A 21123-nucleotide genomic window follows, 5' to 3' on the forward strand; every position below is an offset into this window, starting at 1 on the left:
GGGAACTAACGCCCCCAGCGATCCTGCCAGATCTTCTCGCCGATCAGGCAGTTGACGCGGGGCTCCTTCGTCGTGTTGGCGACAGGAATCGCGCGCGGCTCGGGCATCAATCCTGCGACTTCCAACACCAGTTTGGTGCGGATCGCTTCCTTGAACTTGTCGCGCTCCTTGATCGGCACCACGAAGGAACCCGCGCCGCCGATCACGCAGTCCTCATAATAGAGATCGAGGTTTTCGATATCCATGGTCGAGTAGGACAGTTCCTTGGCCATGATCGGCAGGCCGTTGATGACGATACCTTTCGCGACTGCCTCATCGCGCGCGACCGTCACCGGTCCTCCATTGTTGTTCGGCCCATCGCCCGAAATATCGATGACCCGGCGCAGACCGTGCAGCGCATTTTCATCGAACAGCGGCATGGCGTAGTAGATCGCGCCCGAGATCGACGTCCTTGACGCCCGGCGGATCGGTGTCTTCATGATTTCGGATGCCACCGCGTCGGCGGATTCAGGACCATCGATGACACGCCAGGGAATGATCAGCTTCTGGTCTGACGATGCCGCCCATTCGAAATAAGTGACCGCAATCTTGCCTGTCGGGCCACTCTTGAGCGCGGTAAGAAATTCCTTGGAGACGATGGCCTGGGCATAGCCTTCGCGCTGGATCGCCAACTCGTCCATATCCATCGAATAGGAAACGTCGACCGCCAGCACCAGTTCGACATCGACTACGGGGTCCTGCTTGCTCTGGGCAAACTGCGCTTTCGGGCCTGTCGCAGCCATGCTCGCGACGTCCCCGCCGGCCATCGCTCCCGCGACGAGTACCGCTCCAATCGAGACACACCAGCGCATAGCGGCCCTCCCGTTGAGAATCGAATGGTGACATGCAAATGACGAGCCGCAAAGCAGGAACCTGCAGGCATGTTCACAATCCGGTCATGGCGGCTCTGCTGCTGCGGCAGAGTTAACGGGCGCCTGCCCCCGGATTTGAACGGTTTGCACGTTCGCGCGACAAAGCTAGCGCAGGATGTCGCCAACGCCACATCCACCATTGCCGACCGGAATGGCCGACATGAGTGCCGCCTTGAACGCGCCGATGAACGGTGGCCGCCAGCCCGCAGCGCGGCACGCAATCGTGTTGGCCGTACTGCTCGCTTGCATCGGCGCAGCGATCGCTTTGTTCGTTTCAGCACCTGCCGAACAGCGCAAGACAGGGGCCGCCGAACAGGACGAACCTATTCAGCCGTTCGGCGCCAACGCAGCCAACGAATGCCGCCGTCTTTTGCGGAACGCCACCGAATACCTCCCCGAGCAACAAGAGAAGCTGCGTTACCGGATGCGCCAGACCGCCTGCAGCGAAGCATTCGCTGCTGCTCCGGACGATGTCCGCAACAAGGTGGCCTTCGCTCAATCGCTGCCGCATGAACGGCGCGCCGAGGCGGTCGCACTGTTGCGCGAGGCCGCAGCCCGGAACGATAGCGAGGCAAATTACGCAATCTATGAGTCGCACAATTCATGGGACTATCATCTTGATCGCCCGCAACTGATTGCGCGCGACGAGGCACAGCACGCGCTGATCAAGGCAGCCGAACTGGACAACCCGTCAGCGGTAAACAGGCTCGCCATCCTCTATGGCCGTGGCGGCATCGTAAAGCGGGACCCCTCGGCCGAACGATACTGGACCGAGCGCGCGCTTCGGTTGCCGCTGCCGGAGAACGTCACCCGTGCGGACCAGCAGATCAGGCTTGCCCGGCTTCTCGCGCGATCCCCGCAGCCGGACGAGCAGACCCTCGGCCGGGATTTACTCGAACGTCTCGCCCAAGGCGGCTCGTTTGGCGCCAAGGCGGCGCTGGCTGAAGCCACGCGTCCCAACGATCCCGTGCGCGCCCGCAAACTATTTGAAGAGGCTGTGCGCGATCATCTGGGAGGCGATACCGAGCTGGCGCAGATGCTGCTCGATGGCGAAGGCGGCCCGGCCGATCCGAAGCGCGCATTATCGATCTTGCAAAGCCGCCGCCATCAAGCGAACGCGAGTGGCCTGCTCGGCGAGCTTTATCTCGATGGAAAGCTGGTGCCACGCGACGTGCCAAAGGGGATCGACTTGCTGATCACTGCCGGGGTTTGGGATTACGACTCCCGGCTAAAGGCCCTGCGGTTGCTGGCCGGCCATCCGCAGGTTCAGATCTCTTCGCTCAACATCGTTCTGTATGAGGCAATTCAGGCTGCGGAACTTGGCGAGCCTGACGCACTTGCCGCATTGGTCGATCTCAAACTATCGCAGAACCCGCAGTTTCGCGACGTCCCCGGAGCCTGTAAACTGAAACCAATGGCCGTGCAGCGCGGCGATCAGGATGCCGTGCGACACCTCAAGGATTGCCCGGCCGAGTGATCATCGTCGCGTCGCCGCCCCAGAGCGCGATCGTCCGGATGAGTGTGCATGCCCGAGAGTGTCACCGCCCCGCAGACTAAGACCAAGCCGAAGGTCGAGCGGCCGAAATTGTACAAGGTTATCCTCGTCAATGATGACTTCACGCCGCGGGAGTTCGTCGTGCGGGTGCTGAAGGCGGAATTTCGCATGTCCGAGGATCAAGCCGCCAAGGTAATGATGACGGCGCATCAACGCGGCGTCTGCGTCGTCGCCGTGTTCACCCGTGACGTCGCCGAGACCAAGGCGACCCGCGCGACAGATGCCGGCCGCGCCAAGGGCTATCCGCTTCTGTTCACGACCGAGCCGGAAGAATAGGACGTGGCGCTTCTGCTTTGGCCACCAAGACGATAAAAATTTAACGATCGGCTCAATCCGAGGTTGGGCGGCATGTGGCAAGCTCGCCAGATGTCGATTGCACTCCGCAAGCAATATGTATCCCGGCCGGAATTGTCGTTCGGGCCTTTGCGCTTCATCGAATGCCTGCCTTGGCTCGTGCTGGCAGCGGGAATGCGCGTGATCGCGTTCAGCGGTGGCGTTATCGCCTTGCCGGCCATCTTCGTCGCCACGGTTGCCGTTCTTCTCGCGTTTCTGGTGACCGCACGGCGGTCGATCGAGCTTGCCGACGGCGAGACCCATCTCGGAGCGATGACGTTCGAGGATGAATTCCGACTATCGCTGCGCATTTTGGTGCGTATCGGCGCGCTGATGCTTGTAGCAAGCATGATCTCTGTATCGCTCGGAATCTCGCCGCTGGACCTGAACTTCATGGGCGGCATCGATGGCATGGCGTTCGATCAGCCGACGGCGGCGGGAAAGATCTGGAATGCCTCCATCGCCACGCTGATCTTGCTGATGATCGTCGGCGTCGAACGCCACGACAACAGGGTTCGTTTCTTCGCGGCTTGCCGTGAATTCGCCAGGCGAAGCGCGTGGCTCGGCGTGGGCCTTCTGGTCCTGACCGCCGCCTATTTCGGCCTCGGTTTTGTCCAGGGTCTCGTTCGCAACGCGATTGCGATCTACGGGCAGGCGCCGACGACGAACACCTTCATCCGAAACCTGATCTTCTTCGTTTTTATCTTCGGCTTCGCGATGCTGCGGCTTTGGGTGACCCTGATGATCCTGACCGCGGCCCTCAAGCAATCCCATCTGCGCGGCGACTGACCTCAGCCAGCGACCGCGGTTTCATCGCCCAATCCATAGACCTGCTCGGCCTTGGCGAAGCCAGCGATGGGAAATTCACCGAGATCGGCCCAGTCGGCGCGTGTCACATCAGCAAAAGCGGTCGACGCGACCACCGTCCGGTGCAGCCTGCCCGCGATCTTCTCCAGACGTGCGGCGAGGTTCACCGCCGGGCCGATACAGGTGAAATCGAGCCGGTTGCCGCCACCGATATTGCCGTAAAGTACCTTGCCGACATGCAGTGCCAGACCGAAGCGAAAGCGCTCTTCAGCACCTGCCGCATCCGACCAGCGCAGCGCTTCAACGGCAGCGCTAGCTTCACGCGCGGCCTCCAGCGCGTGGCCGCACACCGTGGAACGATCCGCATCGTCCTCGGCAATGGGAAACACGGCCAGCAGGCCATCGCCCATGAATTTGAGCACTTCGCCGCCATGCTTGAGGATCGCAGGCACCTGACAATCGAAGTAGTGGTTGAGAATCTCGACGACGCTTTCCGGCGGCAATCGGTCCGACAGCGCCGTAAATCCGCGCAGATCCGACAACCAGATCGCTGCGCGCATGGTCTCGGTATGGCCGCGTCGGATCTGACCACCGAGAATACGTCCGCCAGCGCGATTGCCCACATAGGTATCGAGCAGTGTCACCGTCACTCGTCGTATGCCGATGACCTCGATCAACCGCGCCAATGTCGGCAGCACCGCTTTCAAGGCAGCAAGCTGCTCGTCCGTAAAACCGCCAGGCTGCTTCGTGGTCCAGCTTGATGCGTGGAGCATGTTGTCGACGAAGGTGAGCGGGATCGCGATATAGTCGGTAACGCCTTCGGCGCGCATATCGTCGAAAAAAGGAAAGGGTGTGGTTGATGGCTCATGAAGTCGGCTGCGGACCTCGACACCTTCACGGAAGACCAGCGCAAGCGGACTGCTGAGGAATTCAGGCGCCTCCTGAATGTCGAAATCAACCGAGCTGAGGACCACCCCGGTCTCCGGACGCCAGATGAAATTTCGGCCGAAGATTTCCGGATGCAGGGTGCGGATGAAGATGCCCACGCGGTACAGCGGCAGCCCCGCAGCAACAAGCCGTTCGCAACATTCCGCCATCATGCGCGATGGCGTCGGCGCGGATCGCGCACCGTCGCTGAGCCAGTCGATGATCTCTCTGAGCTTGTCGGGCAACACGGCTGGCACTTTCAAACTCGCGCGAACGCGGGCTTCGGTCAGTCACTTACTCTAGCCGACCTGTCCGCGATGCCGAATGAAATGATCGGCGAGCACACAAGCGGCCATGGCTTCCGCCACCGGCACGGCGCGGATGCCGACGCAGGGATCATGACGACCCTTGGTCAGGATGTCCGTATCGGCGCCATTGCGATCGACGGTTTTGCGCGGCGACAGGATCGACGAGGTCGGCTTCACCGCAAAACGTGCCACGACCGGCTGGCCTGTGGAAATGCCGCCGAGGATGCCGCCAGCATGGTTTGAGAGAAATGACGGGCCGTGATTGGTCATGCGCATCTCATCGGCATTGTCCTCGCCGGACAATTCCGCCGCGCCAAAACCGTCACCGATCTCGACGCCCTTCACCGCATTGATGCTCATCAGCGCCGCTGCCAGATCGCCATCGAGCTTGGCGTAAATGGGCGCGCCCAAACCTGCGGGCACGCCGTCGGCGACCACTTCGATCACCGCGCCGATCGACGAGCCGGATTTCCGGATGCCGTCGAGATAGCTTTCGAAGAAGGCAGCCTTGTCCTTGTCCGGACAGAAGAATGGATTGCGGGCAACCTCGTCCCAATCCCAGTTGCCGCGGTCGATCTTGTGCGGTCCCATCTGCACCAGCGCCGCGCGCACCGTCATGCCCGGCACGATCTTGCGCGCGATGGCGCCAGCGGCCACGCGCGTCGCCGTCTCGCGGGCCGATGAACGGCCACCGCCGCGATAGTCGCGCAACCCGTATTTGGCTTCATAGGTGAAGTCGGCGTGACCCGGCCGAAACTTGTCTTTGATGTCCGAATAGTCCTTCGAGCGCTGGTCGGTGTTCTCGATCAGCAGCGCGATCGGCGTCCCCGTCGTGACCTGCACGCCGGTTTCCGGATGCGCCATGACCCCGGACAGAATTTTGACCGCGTCAGCTTCCTGCCGCTGCGTGGTAAAGCGCGACTGGCCGGGACGGCGGCGATCGAGATCGGCCTGGATCTCGGCAACATCCAGCGGAATCAGCGGCGGACAGCCATCGACCACGCAGCCAATCGCCACCCCGTGGCTCTCGCCAAAGGTCGTGACGCGGAACATGTGGCCGAAGGTGTTGTGGGACATGGGGCGCTCGCTGCTTGAGCAGATGTCGTAACGCGGGCCGTCCGAGGGGTCAAATCGCCCGGTCAGCCGCAATGCTTAACTAAACTTGTCCATCCCGTCGGCGTTGAACACGTAGACCGCGCCCTGCTGGATCGGCAGCTCACTGACCCCGTCCGGCGTCTCAAAGCCCAGCGCCACCATTAGCGCCCGCGCCGTACCGCCATGGGCAACGGCAACGGTATCGCCCGTCAGGCCGTCAACCCATTCGCGCATCCGGAGTTGCACCTCAGCGTAGCTCTCGCCGCCCGGCGCCGGCAGGCTCCATTTGTCGCGCAGGCGCGCCGCAAAGATCTCGGGATGTGCGGCTTCCTGCTCGGCCAGCGTAAAGCCTTCCCAGTGGCCGAAGCCGATCTCACGCAGACGATCGTCGAGGCCGTAGTCGTCATGCGGCAGATCGAGCTTGCCGCGCACCAGTTCCATGGTGTTGCGCGCGCGGCCGAGCGGACTGGAGACGAATGCGACATCGCCGTTGGTGCGCCCGTCGCGCGCCAGCAGATCTTTAAGGACACCACCAGCATGCGCCGCCTGCTCACGACCGAGATCGTTGAGCGGAATGTCCTTCGAGCCCTGAAAGCGACCGGCGGCATTCCATTCGGTCTGACCGTGGCGAATATAATAGATCGTTGGTTTCGGCATGGACTAAGCGATCAGTCCTTGCCGCCCATCGAGATATCCGGTGCATCCGGCACCTTGGTGCCGAGCACGTGATAGCCAGCATCGACGTGATGCACTTCGCCGGTGACGCCAGAGGACAGGTCAGACAGGAAATACATCGAGCTCTGGCCGACTTCGTCGATCGAGACGTTCTTGCGCAGCGGCGCATTGACCTCGTTGTATTTCAGCAGATAGCGGGAGTCGGCAATCCCTGCGAAGGCCAGCGTCTTGATCGGGCCGGCGGAGATCGCATTGACGCGGATGCCCTTCTCGCCCAGGTCAGCCGCCAGATAGCGCACGCTGGCTTCGAGCGCGGCCTTGGCGACGCCCATCACGTTGTAGTTCGGCATCCACTTCTCGGCGCCGTAATAAGTCAGCGTGATGATCGAACCACCGTCGGTCATTAGTTTCTCGGCGCGCTGCGCAACCGCGGTCAGCGAATAGCAGGAGATGAGCATGCTCTTGCTGAAGTTCTCCGCCGTGGTGTCGACATAGCGGCCCTCGAGCTCGTTCTTGTCGGAAAACGCAATGGCATGGACGACGAAGTCGATCTTGCCCCACTTCGCCTTGAGCTCGTCGAACACCGCATCGATGGTCGCGGCATCCGTGACGTCGCAATGACCAAGCACGAGCGCGCCCAGTTCCGCCGCCAGCGGCTCCACGCGCTTCTTCAGCGCATCGCCCTGATAGGTCAGCGCGATCTCGGCGCCCTGCGCCTGGCACGCCTTGGCGATGCCCCAGGCGATGGAGCGGTTGTTGGCGACGCCCAGAATGACACCGCGCTTGCCCTTCATCAGGCCTGAAACTTCACTCATATCACATCCTATTTGCTTGGCTGATAACTTGGCAGTCCATGCCGATCTGGCCTTGGGGGTACACCAGCACTTGCGTCCGGTACAGCCCAAAAGCCCGGTTATGTGGCTGTTTACCGTCCGGGCTTAACGCCGGAATAGACGGTCCGCCAAGGTGTTATGATAGATGCGGCGCAATTGCGGACCGCCCAAGATACCGTCAGGATTGCAACGGATGGCACGAGCCCCATGAGCGCCTTTCGCGAGAGCGTTGAGAGCATGATTCCGGCGCTGCGCCGTTATGCGCGGGCGCTGGCGCGTGACACCGACATTGCCGACGACCTGGTGCAGGACACGCTGGTGCGCGCGCTGCGCTCGGAGAAGTTGTTCATCGGCGGTGACCTCAGAAGCTGGCTCTATACGATCCTGACCAATCTGAACCGCAACCGCCGGCGGTCGCTGGCACGCAAACCGGTCTTCACCGAGCTGTTCGACAACAATCCGGATGCCAGCGGGACCGAAGCCGAAGGGCGCGATATCGCGCGCGCCCTTGCCGCCCTCGTCGAAGAGCAGCGCTCGGTGCTGCTGCTCGTGATGCTCGAGGGCCTGAGCTACCGCGAAGTCGCCGACATTCAGGGTGTGCCGATCGGCACCGTGATGTCGCGCCTCGCCCGCGCCCGCGCCCATGTCAAAGCCTATCTCGACGGCGAGCGCCCGGCGCTGCGCGCGGTCAAATGATTTAAAGGGAAGATGATAATGACCGGACCGAACATTCCCGTGACCGAAGACGAATTGCACGCCTTCGTCGATAATGAATTGCCGGCCGAGCGCCGCACAGATGTCGAGGCCTGGCTCGCGACACATCCTGACGATGCCGAGCGCGTCGCATCATGGCGCGCAATGGCCGAGTTGCTGCATGCCCGCTACGATGCGATTGCCGACGAAGCCGTGCCGCAGCGGCTGGAAATCGAGCGACTGGTTCAGCAGCCGCGGCGCTGGATCTACGGCGCCGTCGCCGCAACGCTCGTCGCCTTCGTTGCAGGTGGCAGCGCGGGCTGGGTCGCACGCGGCGCAGCGACCACGCCGTCGATATTCCGGAGTTTCACGGTGGACGCGCTCGGTGCGCACCGGACCTATGTGGTCGAAGTCCGTCATCCGGTCGAAGTCGCAGCCAATGAACGTGCACACCTGCAGCAGTGGCTGTCGAAGCGCGTCGGCTACGAGATCAGGGCGCCCGAACTCGATGCGGCCGGATTGAAGCTGGTCGGCGGACGCTTGCTGCCCGGCCCCGAAGCGCCTGCGGCCTTCTTCATGTATGAGAGCCCGTCGGGCGAACGCTACACGCTCTACACTTCGCGTGCGGCGAAAGCCGACGCCACCCAGATGCGCTATGCCGCGCAGGACAAGGACGGCGCCATGTTCTGGGCTGACAAGGGCGTCGGCTATGTCGTGTCAGGCCCGACCGACAAAGACCGGCTCAACCAGGTCGCGCGCCAGATCTATGACCAGACGGAGAAGGTCGGGGGATGAGGACAGCGAGCTGATCGCTGCTCGCCTCACCCCAGATCACTCCGCGGATGATACGGGTGCCCGTCGCGCCACTTCTCCATCAGGGCTTCCAGCTCGGCATCGTTGCCGTCCGGCAGCATGATCCTGGTGGTGAAGTAGAGATCGCCCGCGGCGCCTCCGGCCAGCGGCAGGCCCTTGCCCTTCAGGCGAAACACCCGTCCGCTCGACGTGTTCTTCGGAATTGAAAGCTCCACGGCGCCGGTGAGTGTCGGCGCGCGCACCTTGGCCCCCAGCACGGCTTCGTAGAGCGTGATCGGCAGATCGACGCGCAGGTCGTTGCCATCCACCTTGAAGTGGGCGTGGGGAGCGATGGTGACGGTGATCATCAGATCGCCGGGACGATGTCCTGGCGCGCTTTCGCCCTGCCCGCGGAGCCGGATCTGCTGGCCCGACGTGACGCCGGCCGGTATCTTGACGTTCAATTCCTTGCCGGATGGCAGACGCACGCGCTTCTCGGCGCCCTTCACGGATTCTTCCAGCGTCACCGTCATGGCAACGTTCAAATCCAGATCGGGCATCCCGCCGGCATAGCCACCGGTATCGAACTCAAAGCCCTGCGCGCCCGGCCGCGCGCCGCGCGGGCTGGCGCCACCGAACATGCTGTTGAGGATATCCTCGAAACCGCCACCGGCACCGCCGGGAAAGCCCTGCTGCGCACCGGGACCGCCGCGGAAAGCATGCTCGAAGCCGCGCTGCGACGCGCCAGCGCGGCCGCCGCCCGGAAATCCCTGGAAGCGTGCTTTACCCTCGGCATCGATCTCGCCGCGGTCGAACTGCTTGCGCTTGTCCTCGTCGCCGATGATCTCATTGGCCGCATTCAATTCCGAAAACCGGTCGGCGGCTTTCGGATCGTCCTTGTTGCTGTCGGGATGATGCTTCTTGGCGAGCTTGCGATAGGCACTCTTGATCGCCGCAGCGCTGGCGCCCCGCTGCACCCCCAAGACCTCATAGGGGTCGCGCATCCGTCGTCTCTCCTTCAGGTAACTAAAAGGCGGGCAATCGGCCCGCATGTTGGGTTTGCGGGCCAGGGCCCGCCTGCTTCTTCATCTGGTGACTTCGTGTCATTTTTGCAACTCGGCCGCAAGCGGCCCGCCGGTGAAAACTAGCTCCGTTTCCACGGCTTCAGCGTATGCACGTCCCAGCTGCCGCGGTCACCCTTACAGGCCGCACCTTGCATCCAGCTTTCGCTGGTGCCGTTGACATAGCTGGCCAGAAAATCCCTGCAGGTGCGACCTTCCGCGACATAGGCACTGGACAGAGGCGTTACCGATCCGCGCGCGCCGGTCGACGGGTTTTCCCACGGCTGGCTGGAATCCTTGCTGCCCTTGGTGAGCACATCCGAGGCCGCCGTACGCGTCAGGACCAGATCGGCTTCGGTAGGCTCGTAATTGGTGGCCTGGACGGATGCCGGCGAAATCGAACCGGTGACATCGCCGCCCTCCATCCTGGCCAGCGCGGACTCGTTTCGGCCCATACTGCAACCACCGAGGGTGCTGCCGATAAGAATTGCTGTCAAAGCCGCACCGAGCGGGCAGATGGCCGATAGGCCAATGCGTTGCCGTATCCTATATAGGTCTTGCCTATGCAGGGGCAGCAGCGAGCTCTCTACAACAGGCCAACGCAAGCGGAACTCCGGACATGACCGACACGACCTCCCCCATCAAAGACTCAACTCCGTTAACGTCAGGTGATTTTACGGCCGCTGCGGAACCATTTGCGCTGTTTTCCGAGTGGTTTACCGAGGCGAAGGCGTCCGAGCCCAACGATCCGAACGCGATGGCGCTGGCCACCGTCGACGCCGACGGCCTGCCGGATGTCCGCATGGTGCTGATGAAGGGCTACGACACCGACGGCTTCGTGTTCTACAGCCACATCGCCAGCCAGAAGGGCCAGGAGCTTGCCGCCAATCCCAAGGCTGCCTTGCTGTTTCACTGGAAGTCGCTGCGCCGGCAGGTCCGCATTCGCGGTCCCGTCACCCGCGTGACCGATGCCGAGGCCGACGAGTATTTCGCAACCCGTCCGAAACAGGCGCAGATCGGCGCCTGGGCGAGCAAGCAGTCGCAGCCGCTGGAAAGCCGTTTTGCCTTTGAACAGGCCATCGCCAAGGAAAGCGCCAAGCACCTGATCGGCAGCGTGCCACGTCCGCCAGGCTGGAGCGGATGGCGCATTACGCCACAGCGGTTCGAGTTCTGGCACGACCGCCCGTATCGCCTGCACGACCGCATCGAATTCCGCCGCGACACCGCGGCACCAGATACGTCCTGGACCAAGGTGAGACTGTATCCGTGAACGCCGACAACGAGACGAGAACCAGACCCGTGAGCCATCCAGGATCGAACGCGCCCAAGCGCACCATGCTGCTCACCGGCGCAAGCCGCGGCATCGGTCATGCCACCGTGATGCGCTTTTCAAGCGCCGGCTGGCGTGTGCTGACCTGTTCGCGGCATCCGTTTCCGGAAGTCTGCCCATGGGATGCCGGCCCCGAAGATCACATCCAGGTCGACCTCGCCGACCATGACGACACCGTCCGCGCCATCGACGACATCAAGGAACGGCTGAACGGCGGCGCGCTGCATGCGCTGGTGAACAATGCCGCGATCTCACCCAAGGCCGAAGGCGGCGCGCGGATGGGCTCCATCGACACCGACGTCGCAACCTGGAGCCACGTCTTCAACGTCAATTTTTTCGCGCCGATCATGATGGCGCGCGGGCTGATCGAACAGTTGAAGGCTGCGAAGGGCTCGGTGGTGAATGTTACCTCGATCGCCGGCTCGCGCGTGCATCCGTTTGCCGGTGCGGCCTATGCCACATCGAAAGCGGCGCTGGCGTCGCTGACCCGCGAAATGGCGTCGGATTTCGGCCGCCTCGGCATCCGCGTCAACGCTATCGCGCCGGGCGAGATCGACACCTCGATCCTCTCGCCGGGCACGCAGACCATCGTCGATCAGCAGATCCCGCTGCATCGGCTCGGCACGCCCGACGAAGTCGCCAAGATCATCTATGTGCTGTGTACGGAAACGAGTTCATACGTGAACGGCGCCGAGATCCACATCAATGGCGGCCAGCACGTCTGATCAGCGGTAACGGGTGGGGAATAGTCATGCTGAGGACCGCGCCATTCTGGCGCTCCTCGAAAAGCGCGGGATTTTCTAGTCCGCGTAAAATTTCCGCGGCATCGGCGCAGCCGCGCTGATCCCCGCGCTGGAACAATCGTCTTCGGATTCGCCGTCCATCAACCCGGCACCACAATGCCGGCAGGTACGCGCAGACATCGCCTGCGCCCGACCGTTGGCCATGCGCGCCTGTTGATAGGACCTGAGATCGACGACGTTCCGTCCCGATGTTTCTGTTTTGTCAACCATTGCTGTCCTCATCGCTTCTGACAGCGTTATGACAGCAACCATTAGCGCAACCGTTCAGCGGAACGCTCGAATTTTACCGGATAAATTGTGGCGGGAATCGCGCGAAGCCTATGATCATTGGGCTTTTCGAACACGCATCATGAATGCGTTTTGATAGTTGGAAAAAGATTCAGACACCCGCGCCTTTATGATCCCGCGAGCGCATGCTCGGGGTTGTCTAAGCGGTGTCCCCTCCTGAAACATGAGGGGTGGCAGCGCGCCCGACGACGCGAAATGGTGGTAATTTTCGCGATCCGCTCCGCCGGAACGCCGGCAAGCTGCAACCGCGCAACGCCATCAGGCGCGCCACCGCGGCGATTTCTGTCCCCGGGACCGTTCTTCCGGGCAAAGGCGCAGAGCTCCGCACTCCGCTGATCCCGACGGTTTCCCGCCGTTCACCAATGCCACGTCCAGCCAGCATGAGTGGCAGACCCCCGTAGTGGGGTCGGACGGTGACCCAAGGCCTCCCGAGTGCGCAGGGTACGTCACCCCACACCCGCAGGCGCCGCATCCTGTCCCACTTCAAGACGCCTCATGAAGCGCCCCTCGCGAACGGGATGCGCGGAGGATAATCCTTATAGGTATATTGTCAAGGGATGCAGGAAAAAATGTTTGGGCGCTGCTATCCCTCATTTGTCATTCCGGGGCGCGCCCTTGCGCGAACCCGGAATCCATAACCACGATCGAACTTATGGATTCCGGGCCTGCACCCCACCGGCTTCGCCGGCGTGACGCATCCCGGAATGACAAATGAGAGGTTAGTGCCGCCCTACGTGCCCTACAGCCACTTCTTCCACTTGAAGAACATGTAAGGCAGCACCGCGGCGAACAGCATCATGATCAGCGCCATGGGGTAACCGACATCCCATTGCAGTTCCGGCATCGCCTTGAAATTCATGCCATAGACCGAGGCGATCAATGTCGGCGGCATCAGCACGACGGCCATGACCGAGAACAGCTTGATGATGTTGTTCTGTTCGAGATTGACGACACCGAGCATCGCATCGAGCGTGAAGGTGATCTTGTTCGACAGATAGGAGGCGTGATCGGTCAGGGACACCACGTCGCGCTGCATGGTCTTGAGCTGCGCGCGCATGTCCTTCGACCACTTCACGCCTTCGGCTTCCGCCGTGATGAAGGTGACGACGCGGCCGATCGAGACGAGGCTTTCACGTACTTTCGAGGTCAGGTCGCCCTTGCGACCGATGGTGATCAGAATTTCGGAATAACGCTTGGCATGGCCGGTCCGCAGCGACTCATCCGGCTCGAAGATGTCGTGGCTGACCTGATCGACGTCGGCGCCGACGCGTTCGAGAATGTCGGCGCACCGATCGATCACCGCGTCGAGCAGTTCGAGCAGAATGGTTTCACCATTGGCGCCGGGCGGCGCGTTGCGGCCAAGCTTCAGTTCGACGGACGCGAACGGACGCGGTGTGTCGTAGCGCACCGTCACCAGCCGTTGCCGGGTGAGGATGAAAGTTACCGCCGTGATCCGCGGCGACTCCGTGTCGGAGCCGCACATCAAGCTCGCGGTCATATAGCGGGCGCCGTTCTCGATATAGAGACGGCTGGAGATTTCGATCTCCTGCATGTCTTCGCGGGTCGGAATTTCCACCCCCGCCAGTTTCTCCACCGCCTTGTCTTCGGCTGGCGACGGCTTCACCATGTCGATCCACACCGCATTGTCCGGCAACGCTTCGAGATCGGTTGGCTCGGATTTTCTCAAGGCGTGGTCGGCAGGGGTGAAGACAGCGAGCATGGCAACTCCGGGACATTGAAAAGGCGGGACACTGCAATACGGACGATCCGGACAGAATCGGCAGGGGCGACCGACCATGACCGATGCGGATGCAGCCGTCATGACAGCCTTTGTGCGGCGCGCCAACCCCACCCGAACCCGGGGAATTTTTCCCGCAAGATCGCGCGTTCCATGGTCTCGATCTGACAAAATTGTCACGCGCGCATCACGGCTTCGCGAGGCGTTGCGGTTCTGCACAGGATTTGGCCGGAGGGTCGAAAATTCTGCGGCAAATATGACACAGGTTGTGCGCTGCATGATGCGCAGCGCATCTAACCGCTGGAATTGCAGCGGATTTCAGCGATAGTAGCTTTAACGGAATCGTGGCGTTCGCAGGCTATTTTGGGTGCGTTTCCTTGCACCAGCCTGTCTGAATTCGGACCTCACGCAATTGGAACAATGACATGTCGCCGCTCAAGATTAAGCTTGGATTGATTGTCGCCGCCGGCCTGATGCTGTCGGGCTGCATGCAGACCGCAACGCAATTCCAGGCCGCCCCGGAAGCCAGCCTCAAGCCGAATGACAAGGCACAGCTCGCCAAGGCACGTTACGCCAAGGTTGCCGTCGCCGAGCCGTTCCGCCGCGCCATCGTCGACTTCCACCGCAAGGAAGCGCCCGGCTCGATCGTGGTCGATTCCGACAACCACTATCTCTATTTCGTCCAGGACGGCGGCAAGGCGATCCGCTATGGCGTGACCGTCGGCGAAGAAGCGCTGGCCTTCTCGGGCGTCGCGCGCGTCGGCAACATGGCCGAATGGCCGAAGTGGACCCCGACCAAGGACATTCACGCCCGCATCGAAGGCCTGCCGGCCCAGGTGCCCGGCGGCGTCGATAATCCGCTCGGTGCCCGCGCCCTCTATCTCTATCAGGGCAACAAGGACACGCTGTTCCGCATTCACGGCACCAATCAGCCGGAATATATCGGCGCCTCGATCTCGTCGGGCTGCATCCGCATGACCAACGAAGACGTCATCGACCTCTATAGCCGCGTCAAGCCCGGCGCTGTGGTCGTCGTGCTCGAGCCGAAGGCCGGCGACTCGCCGTATAATTCCAAGCTGGCCCTGCAGGGCGGCGGCGGAACGCCGTACTGAGCTGAGATTTTATGACGTTAGAAAAAGCGCCGGTTTTGCCGGCGCTTTTTCTGTTGATGGGTGGGATGGTTGGGTGCTCAGCATTCACCTCAAACACCGATGTCATCCCCGCGAAGGCGGGGATCCATACACTCCGAAGAACTTTTGAAGCGCTGTAGATGCGGCAATGCCGTCGCCTCAACCACGCCAACCGTGGTTATGGATCCCCGCCTTCGCGGGGATGACAGCTGAGAGGCGATTGCAACCTCACGCCTGCTCCCCCACTCCTTTTCAAATCACCGCAAAAAGCTGAACGGCGATGGCGGCGCGCGACGCTTCTTCGGCTTGGGTTTTGGCTTCGGCTTGGGCTGTTCTTGTGGAGGCGCGGCTTCTGCTTCGGGCTCCGGCTCGGCTTCAGCGGCAGGCTGAGCGGCTGGAGGCTCTGCGGGCTTCGCCGCCTCCGGCGTCTTCTCGCCCGGCTTGCCCTCGGCCACTTCGCGCGGCGGTGCTTCGTCCGGACGCACGGCCGGCATCAGCGGTGCGATGCGCGGCCACTCGTCCCAGACGTCCCACTGGCAGATCCGGTAGTTGCCGCGCCGCTCGGCGATATCGAGATGGATATGATCCTCGTGGTAGCCGTCGGAGCCCGGCCCCAGCACGGTGGTGAACCGCGTACAGACCGAATGCAGCACGGCCTCGCGCTGCTCACGCGGCGTGTTGCGCTCGGTGAGCGCGATCGAGCGGCCATTGGCGAGTTTCAGCCCGCGCACATCCAGCGCATTGGCGCGGCCATGCTCTGACAGTTTCGCCCCGACGACACGGTTGCGACCACGGCAATCGAAGGAGTCGAAATTATCGAGCTCAAGAAGCTTGGTGCCGAGGTTGGTCGCGAGCGGTGCCATGTCGGCGCGAATCCATTCGGCCACCGCCGTTGCCATGGCGCAGCGCATCGTTCCTGCCGGCTTCAGCGGCACGCGCGTCTTGTCCGGCAGCACAACCGCTTCCAGCCGCACCATGTCGGGTCCGCCGCAGGCGCCCGGCCCCTTGATGTCGGGAATACTCGGCGCAACAGCGATGGCATCGGTAAGCGCCAAGCGGCAGGCTGAAGGCGGCGGCGGCTCCGGCGGACGCGCTTCCGCAGCAGGCTTCTCAGGCTCAGCGGGTTGCTGCGATCTCGCAGGCTCCTCACCGGGATTTTGCGCCGGCTCGATCGCCGGCGCCTCTGCCGGGCGGGGCTTTGGCAGCGGCACACGCGATGTCGTCAGATAGGCCTGCGCCGGCGCGGCAACCAGCAGCAACGCCAGAACCACCCCAATTGTCCTTTGGTCGCAGCCGGATAGGCCAAAAGTCCATTTCCGGGCCGCTTTCCCCGCGCTAAACTTCATGCCAAGACCTAAAGCAAGAAGGGTCGAAGTTCCCCGGCAACGATCGGGGAGCCGGCACGCCAATCACAAGACGGAGGAACGATCAAATGCGTGGCTTGATGCAAGACTGGCCTTTGCTGTGTCATCGGATCATCGATCATGCGGCCCAAGTCCACGGCGAGCGCGAGGTCGTGACCAGATCAGTCGAAGGTCCCATCCACCGCACCAATTACGCCGAAATTCGTACCCGTGCCCTGAAGGTCGCACAGCGTCTCGACCGCGAGGGCATCAAGATGGGCGACCGCGTCGCCACCATCGCGTGGAACACGTGGCGGCACCTGGAAACGTGGTACGGCATCATGGGCATCGGCGCCATCTGCCACACCGTCAATCCACGTCTATTCCCGGATCAGATCGCGTGGATCATCAACCATGCGCAAGATCGCATCGTGATGACCGACCTCACCTTCGTCCCGATCCTCGAGAAACTCGCCGACCAGCTGCCATCAGTAGAGCGCTACATCATCTACACCGACAAGGCACACATGCCGCAGACCACGCTGAAAAACGCCGTGGCCTATGAGGACTGGATCGCTGAGGTCGACGGCAACTTCAAATGGAAGGAGTTCGACGAGAACACCGCAGCGGCGATGTGCTACACATCGGGAACAACAGGCGATCCGAAGGGCGTGCTGTATTCTCACCGCTCCAACGTGATGCACGCGCTGATGGCCAATACCGGTGACTCGCTCGGCGCCAATGCCGCCGACACCATGCTGCCGGTGGTCCCGCTGTTCCATGCCAATAGCTGGGGCATCGCGTTCTCCGCGCCGTCGATGGGCACCAAGCTCGTGCTGCCAGGCGCCAAGATGGACGGCGCTTCGATCTACGAATTGCTCTCCACCGAGAGGGTGACGCATACCGCGGGCGTGCCGACGGTATGGCTGATGCTGCTCAACTACATGTCGCAGAACAATCTGAAACTGCCCGACCTGCGCATGGTGGTATGCGGCGGATCGGCGATGCCGCGCTCGATGATCAAGGCGTTCGTCGATATGGGCATCGGTGCACGTCATGCCTGGGGCATGACCGAAATGAGCCCGATCGGCACGCTGGCCGCGTTGAAGCCGCCGTTCGACCAGCTCGAAGGCGACGAGCGGCTGGATATCCTGCAGACCCAGGGCTATCCGCCGTTCGGCGTCCAGATGAAGATCACCGACGACGCCGGCAAGAACCTGCCATGGGACGGCAAGACCTTCGGCCGTCTCAAGGTGCGCGGCCCGTCAGTATCATCAGCTTATTTCCGCGTCGAGGACGAGATCCTCGACGAGGAAGGCTATTTCGACACCGGCGACGTCGCGACCATCGACGCCCATGGCTATATGCGGATCACCGACCGCTCCAAGGACGTCATCAAGTCCGGCGGCGAATGGATCTCGTCGATCGATCTGGAAAACCTTGCCGTCGGTCATCCGCAGGTGGCGGAAGCCGCCGTCATCGGCGTCTATCATCCGAAGTGGGACGAGCGCCCGCTGCTGATCGTACAACTGAAGCAGGATCAAACCGCCACGCGCGAAGACATCCTGAAATATATGGATGGCAAGATCGCCAAGTGGTGGATGCCGGACGATGTGGTGTTCGTCGATGCGATCCCGCACACGGCCACCGGCAAGATCCTGAAGACCGCCCTGCGCGATCAGTTCAAGACGTATAGCCTGCCGACGGCGGCGGCTTAGCTGACAAGAGCGACAGCGTTCCTAACCTCTCCCCGCCCTTCGCGGGGAGAGGTCGACCGGCGAAGCCGGTCGGGTGAGGGGCATGGCACATGCGTGGCCACATTCGCATTGCCAACAGATCGCGCGAATTACGCGCCAACTCCACCGACGCCGAAACGAAACTGTGGAATCGTCTGCGCAACAGGCAGATTGCCGGCTGCAAATTTATTCGCCAAGAGCCGATCGGGCGATATATCTGCGACTTCGTTTGTCGGGAGAAGATGATCGTTATCGAGGTCGATGGCGGGCAGCATCTGGAGTCGCAACGGGACGCCATGCGCGATCGATATCTGCGCGAGCAAGGTTATTGCGTGCTTCGCTTCTGGAACAACGATGTGCTGTCAAATATCGAAGGCGTGCTGTCGCTCATCGATGAGGAATTGCGCAAGACCTCGGATTGATCCGAACCGATAGATTGCGTGCGTTGAAGCAGCGTGCTTGGCCCCTCACCCGCGCGCCAGGTGCGCGCGACCTCTCCCCGCAAAGGGCGGGGAGAGGTTAAAGAGAGCCTCAGCCGTTGAGCGCAGCCTTGACCAGACCGCTGGCCTTGCCGAAGTCCATCTGGCCGGCATATTTCGCTTTCAGCGCGGCGATCACCTTGCCCATGTCTTTCATGCCGGCCGCACCCGTCGCTGCGATCTCGGCTGCGATGGCGGACTTGGTCTCGTCCTCCGACATCTGCTGCGGCAGATAGGCGGAGATGATCGCGATTTCCTCGCGCTCCTGGGCCGCGAGTTCGGCGCGGCCGCCCTTGTCATAGAGCTCGACGGATTCCTGGCGCTGCTTGATCATCTTCTGCAGTAGGCTCAACAGGTCGGCGTCCGACAGCGGCGGCTTGCTCTGGCCGCGCGCCTCGATATCGGCATTCTTGATGGTCGAATTGACCATGCGCAGCGTCGAAAGCTTGCGCTCGTCCTTGGCCCGCATGGCGTCCTTGACGGCGTTGTTGATATCATCGCGCAGCATCTGCGTCTCCTCTTGCGGCCGCCAATCGCAGCGCCGGAACTCGGTTGGCCCCGATCTAAGCGTTTTAAGGGGTATGCACAACTGCACCCGCCAATTCTCGGGGACGTCGCCCGGAGCTGTTGCCCGAACCTACTGCCCAAACCTATTGCCGATGGCTGGAGCTGAAATCCTCCACGCCTGCGGACAGCGGCCCGGGCGCATTGGCCCCAGCGACGTACGGCAGAACCATCAACGCCGATATGGTGGCCGGAATACCGGCCTGGCCCCATAGCCGGGGCTGAACCTCGAAATCAAACCTGACGTGCCGCGGCTCGAGCATCGCGACCTTGCCCATCCACATCAGGCAATCGCTATCTGTCGCAAAGCACATCGAAGCCCACCCCTTCTGCAGCGTCGTCGCGCGCGGCATGCCCCAAGTGTACTGGAACTGGAACGGGCGGCTGTAGACGGGATGGTCAGGGCTGTAAAAGGCCGTCGCGAATGCCAGCCCGTCGTCGCCACTGATCCGTGGTATCGGCCGGCCTGTCATCTGGTGCCACCGGTCAGTCAGCTCTTGAGCGGCCAGCCGATAGTAAGTCCGCTCGTTAGGATTGATGCTGTTGCGGTAAATCGCATGGATCGGAGCAGCCACAATGGTTGCGATGATGGCGATGCCGGCGACGAACACCACCATATTGACCACATACAGGCGTTCGAGCGTGAAGCGGGCGCCGCAAACGATCAAAACGGCAGGCAGGAACAAACCCTGGAGCGCCCATAGCGAAGGCATGTCGGTGCCAAGCGTGACGGTTGTCATAACAGGCAGCAGCACGGTGCCGATGAACACCCAGAACAGCAGCAACAACCCCGGATCCATGGTACGGAAATCGGCTGAAAAGTACTTCAGGCGCAGCTCGGCCGATAAAACCCAGACAATGGCCGGCAGCGCCAGCGTCGCCGCGAGACCGAGCAAAAACATGCTGGCTTCGATGAGTGACTGACCAAAGTCGATGCCGCCGTGAACCTGTATGGCATAGGCGAACGGCGCAGCACCGGTCGTCACGAGCCAATGGATGTGCGGCCCAAGGGCAATGAGCCCGGCAAGTGTCGAGACCCACGGTGCCCAGGACCTGAAATAGACCGCCCGCTGCGGATGCACGATCGCTGCCAGCGCGAAGCTGGCGATCAGGAAGATCGAATAATATTTGCCGAGCATCGCCAGCGCGGACAGGACGCCGGCGGCGGCAGCCCAGCCGATAGCGCGCGTTTCAAAGGAGCGCAGGAAGCAATAGGTCGCCAGCGGCCAGACCGCGAGCAGCACCGTGTTCGCGTTGAAGCGCTGGGCATGGAATTGATAGGCCGGAAGCAGCATCAGCAGCAGCAGCACGACGGCTCGCGAATCGCCGCGCACGAAGCGGCGCGCAATCAGATCGACGGCCCAGAGCGCCACCGCGGCATTGGTCATCGACAGCAACTGGAACGACCAGTCGGTCAGCGGGAAAACCAGCGTCCACAGCCGCGCGACCCAGCCCATCAAGGGCGGATGTTTGGGATTACCCCATGCGAATTCGCGCCCAAGCGTCCAGGTTTCCAGCGCATCCGCATGTAGATCGCCGCTCTGATAGGCGATCACCAGAAACAGCAGCCAGATTCCCGCGAAGCCGACGATCAGCACAGGAATCGTCCAGCCCTTCTCGATCCCATCGAGGAAGGTCAGAAAAGGCCTGCGCCATCGCGCAGGCGCGACGGCCGAGCGCGCGGCCATCTTGGCGAAATAGTCCAACTGCACTGAAATATCC

At 62.1% G+C, this 21123-nt stretch carries 21 protein-coding genes; 10 read left to right on the plus strand and 11 right to left on the minus strand.

What is annotated here, in order from left to right; translation table 11 throughout:
- Nucleotides 1-5 precede the first annotated feature (5 nt).
- Nucleotides 6-851, minus strand: a complete 846-nt coding sequence (locus tag BLW80_RS03780; RefSeq protein WP_092145074.1) for a DUF1194 domain-containing protein — start codon at nucleotides 849-851, stop codon at nucleotides 6-8.
- A gap of 220 nt (nucleotides 852-1071) precedes the next feature.
- On the opposite strand from BLW80_RS03780, the gene BLW80_RS03785 reads away from it, so the two are divergent.
- From BLW80_RS03785 to BLW80_RS03795, 3 genes are all read left to right on the plus strand, one after another.
- Nucleotides 1072-2388 (plus strand): tetratricopeptide repeat protein, encoded by a 1317-nt coding sequence (locus BLW80_RS03785; protein ID WP_170849566.1) that lies wholly within the window; start codon nucleotides 1072-1074, stop codon nucleotides 2386-2388.
- 48 nt (nucleotides 2389-2436) lie between these two features.
- On the plus strand, nucleotides 2437-2742 hold the full coding sequence (clpS, locus tag BLW80_RS03790) for an ATP-dependent Clp protease adapter ClpS (protein ID WP_089265483.1): 306 nt from the start codon (nucleotides 2437-2439) through the stop codon (nucleotides 2740-2742).
- A 90-nt stretch (nucleotides 2743-2832) separates the two neighbouring features.
- Complete coding sequence (locus BLW80_RS03795) at nucleotides 2833-3588, plus strand: hypothetical protein (RefSeq protein WP_093757333.1); 756 nt, start codon at nucleotides 2833-2835, stop codon at nucleotides 3586-3588.
- Between the two features lie 2 nt (nucleotides 3589-3590).
- Here BLW80_RS03795 and BLW80_RS03800 read toward each other — a convergent pair whose 3' ends face one another.
- The 4 genes from BLW80_RS03800 to fabI all read right to left on the minus strand — a co-directional run bounded on the left by BLW80_RS03800 (nucleotide 3591) and on the right by fabI (nucleotide 7426).
- Nucleotides 3591-4781: an adenylate/guanylate cyclase domain-containing protein gene (locus BLW80_RS03800; RefSeq protein ID WP_093757334.1), complete on the minus strand. Its 1191-nt coding sequence runs from the start codon at nucleotides 4779-4781 to the stop codon at nucleotides 3591-3593.
- 51 nt (nucleotides 4782-4832) lie between these two features.
- Nucleotides 4833-5918: a chorismate synthase gene (gene aroC / locus BLW80_RS03805; protein ID WP_089265485.1), complete on the minus strand. Its 1086-nt coding sequence runs from the start codon at nucleotides 5916-5918 to the stop codon at nucleotides 4833-4835.
- Nucleotides 5919-5993: 75 nt separating this feature from the next.
- Nucleotides 5994-6593 carry a histidine phosphatase family protein gene (locus BLW80_RS03810; protein WP_093756865.1) on the minus strand — a complete coding sequence of 200 codons (600 nt, stop codon included), beginning with the start codon at nucleotides 6591-6593 and terminating at the stop codon, nucleotides 5994-5996.
- Nucleotides 6594-6604: 11 nt separating this feature from the next.
- Nucleotides 6605-7426, minus strand: coding sequence for an enoyl-ACP reductase FabI (gene fabI / locus BLW80_RS03815; protein ID WP_093756866.1), 822 nt, complete (start codon nucleotides 7424-7426; stop codon nucleotides 6605-6607).
- Between the two features lie 225 nt (nucleotides 7427-7651).
- On the opposite strand from fabI, the gene BLW80_RS03820 reads away from it, so the two are divergent.
- Nucleotides 7652-8140 (plus strand): RNA polymerase sigma factor, encoded by a 489-nt coding sequence (locus BLW80_RS03820; protein ID WP_093756867.1) that lies wholly within the window; start codon nucleotides 7652-7654, stop codon nucleotides 8138-8140.
- Between the two features lie 18 nt (nucleotides 8141-8158).
- Nucleotides 8159-8932: an anti-sigma factor family protein gene (locus BLW80_RS03825; RefSeq protein ID WP_093756868.1), complete on the plus strand. Its 774-nt coding sequence runs from the start codon at nucleotides 8159-8161 to the stop codon at nucleotides 8930-8932.
- Between the two features lie 26 nt (nucleotides 8933-8958).
- Here BLW80_RS03825 and BLW80_RS03830 read toward each other — a convergent pair whose 3' ends face one another.
- The gene (locus tag BLW80_RS03830; protein ID WP_093756869.1) at nucleotides 8959-9933 is read right to left on the minus strand and encodes a DnaJ C-terminal domain-containing protein; all 975 of its coding nucleotides are present in this window, start codon (nucleotides 9931-9933) and stop codon (nucleotides 8959-8961) included.
- Nucleotides 9934-10073: 140 nt separating this feature from the next.
- Nucleotides 10074-10487 (minus strand): RT0821/Lpp0805 family surface protein, encoded by a 414-nt coding sequence (locus BLW80_RS03835; RefSeq protein WP_089265490.1) that lies wholly within the window; start codon nucleotides 10485-10487, stop codon nucleotides 10074-10076.
- 122 nt (nucleotides 10488-10609) lie between these two features.
- On the opposite strand from BLW80_RS03835, the gene pdxH reads away from it, so the two are divergent.
- Together pdxH and BLW80_RS03845 are read left to right on the plus strand one after the other, a co-directional pair.
- Nucleotides 10610-11260: a pyridoxamine 5'-phosphate oxidase gene (gene pdxH, locus BLW80_RS03840; RefSeq protein ID WP_093756870.1), complete on the plus strand. Its 651-nt coding sequence runs from the start codon at nucleotides 10610-10612 to the stop codon at nucleotides 11258-11260.
- 65 nt (nucleotides 11261-11325) lie between these two features.
- Entirely contained in the window at nucleotides 11326-12045 is a 720-nt protein-coding gene (locus tag BLW80_RS03845; protein ID WP_089265492.1) for an SDR family NAD(P)-dependent oxidoreductase, read from the plus strand.
- 1105 nt (nucleotides 12046-13150) lie between these two features.
- On the opposite strand, the gene BLW80_RS03855 is transcribed toward BLW80_RS03845, so the two are convergent.
- Nucleotides 13151-14131, minus strand: a complete 981-nt coding sequence (locus BLW80_RS03855; RefSeq protein ID WP_089265493.1) for a magnesium transporter CorA family protein — start codon at nucleotides 14129-14131, stop codon at nucleotides 13151-13153.
- Nucleotides 14132-14574: 443 nt separating this feature from the next.
- Here BLW80_RS03855 and BLW80_RS03860 point away from each other — a divergent pair, with 443 nt between their 5' ends.
- The gene (locus tag BLW80_RS03860; protein ID WP_068734945.1) at nucleotides 14575-15261 is read left to right on the plus strand and encodes a L,D-transpeptidase; all 687 of its coding nucleotides are present in this window, start codon (nucleotides 14575-14577) and stop codon (nucleotides 15259-15261) included.
- A gap of 275 nt (nucleotides 15262-15536) precedes the next feature.
- Here the strand turns inward: BLW80_RS03860 and BLW80_RS03865 are convergent, their stop codons facing one another.
- On the minus strand, nucleotides 15537-16625 hold the full coding sequence (locus BLW80_RS03865; protein WP_093756871.1) for an extensin family protein: 1089 nt from the start codon (nucleotides 16623-16625) through the stop codon (nucleotides 15537-15539).
- Nucleotides 16626-16711: 86 nt separating this feature from the next.
- On the opposite strand from BLW80_RS03865, the gene BLW80_RS03870 reads away from it, so the two are divergent.
- A complete protein-coding gene (locus tag BLW80_RS03870) occupies nucleotides 16712-18340 on the plus strand; it encodes a fatty-acid--CoA ligase (protein ID WP_093756872.1) in 1629 nt (542 codons plus the stop codon).
- 89 nt (nucleotides 18341-18429) lie between these two features.
- Nucleotides 18430-18780 carry an endonuclease domain-containing protein gene (locus BLW80_RS03875; RefSeq protein ID WP_093756873.1) on the plus strand — a complete coding sequence of 117 codons (351 nt, stop codon included), beginning with the start codon at nucleotides 18430-18432 and terminating at the stop codon, nucleotides 18778-18780.
- Nucleotides 18781-18889: 109 nt separating this feature from the next.
- Here BLW80_RS03875 and BLW80_RS03880 read toward each other — a convergent pair whose 3' ends face one another.
- A complete protein-coding gene (locus BLW80_RS03880) occupies nucleotides 18890-19345 on the minus strand; it encodes a GatB/YqeY domain-containing protein (protein ID WP_093756874.1) in 456 nt (151 codons plus the stop codon).
- A gap of 142 nt (nucleotides 19346-19487) precedes the next feature.
- Nucleotides 19488-21113, minus strand: coding sequence for a glycosyltransferase family 39 protein (locus tag BLW80_RS03885; RefSeq protein ID WP_349633086.1), 1626 nt, complete (start codon nucleotides 21111-21113; stop codon nucleotides 19488-19490).
- Between the last annotated feature and the right edge of the window lie 10 nt (nucleotides 21114-21123).

The sequence above is a fragment of the Tardiphaga sp. OK245 genome, assembly GCF_900108575.1.
Lineage (GTDB): Bacteria > Pseudomonadota > Alphaproteobacteria > Rhizobiales > Xanthobacteraceae > Tardiphaga > Tardiphaga robiniae.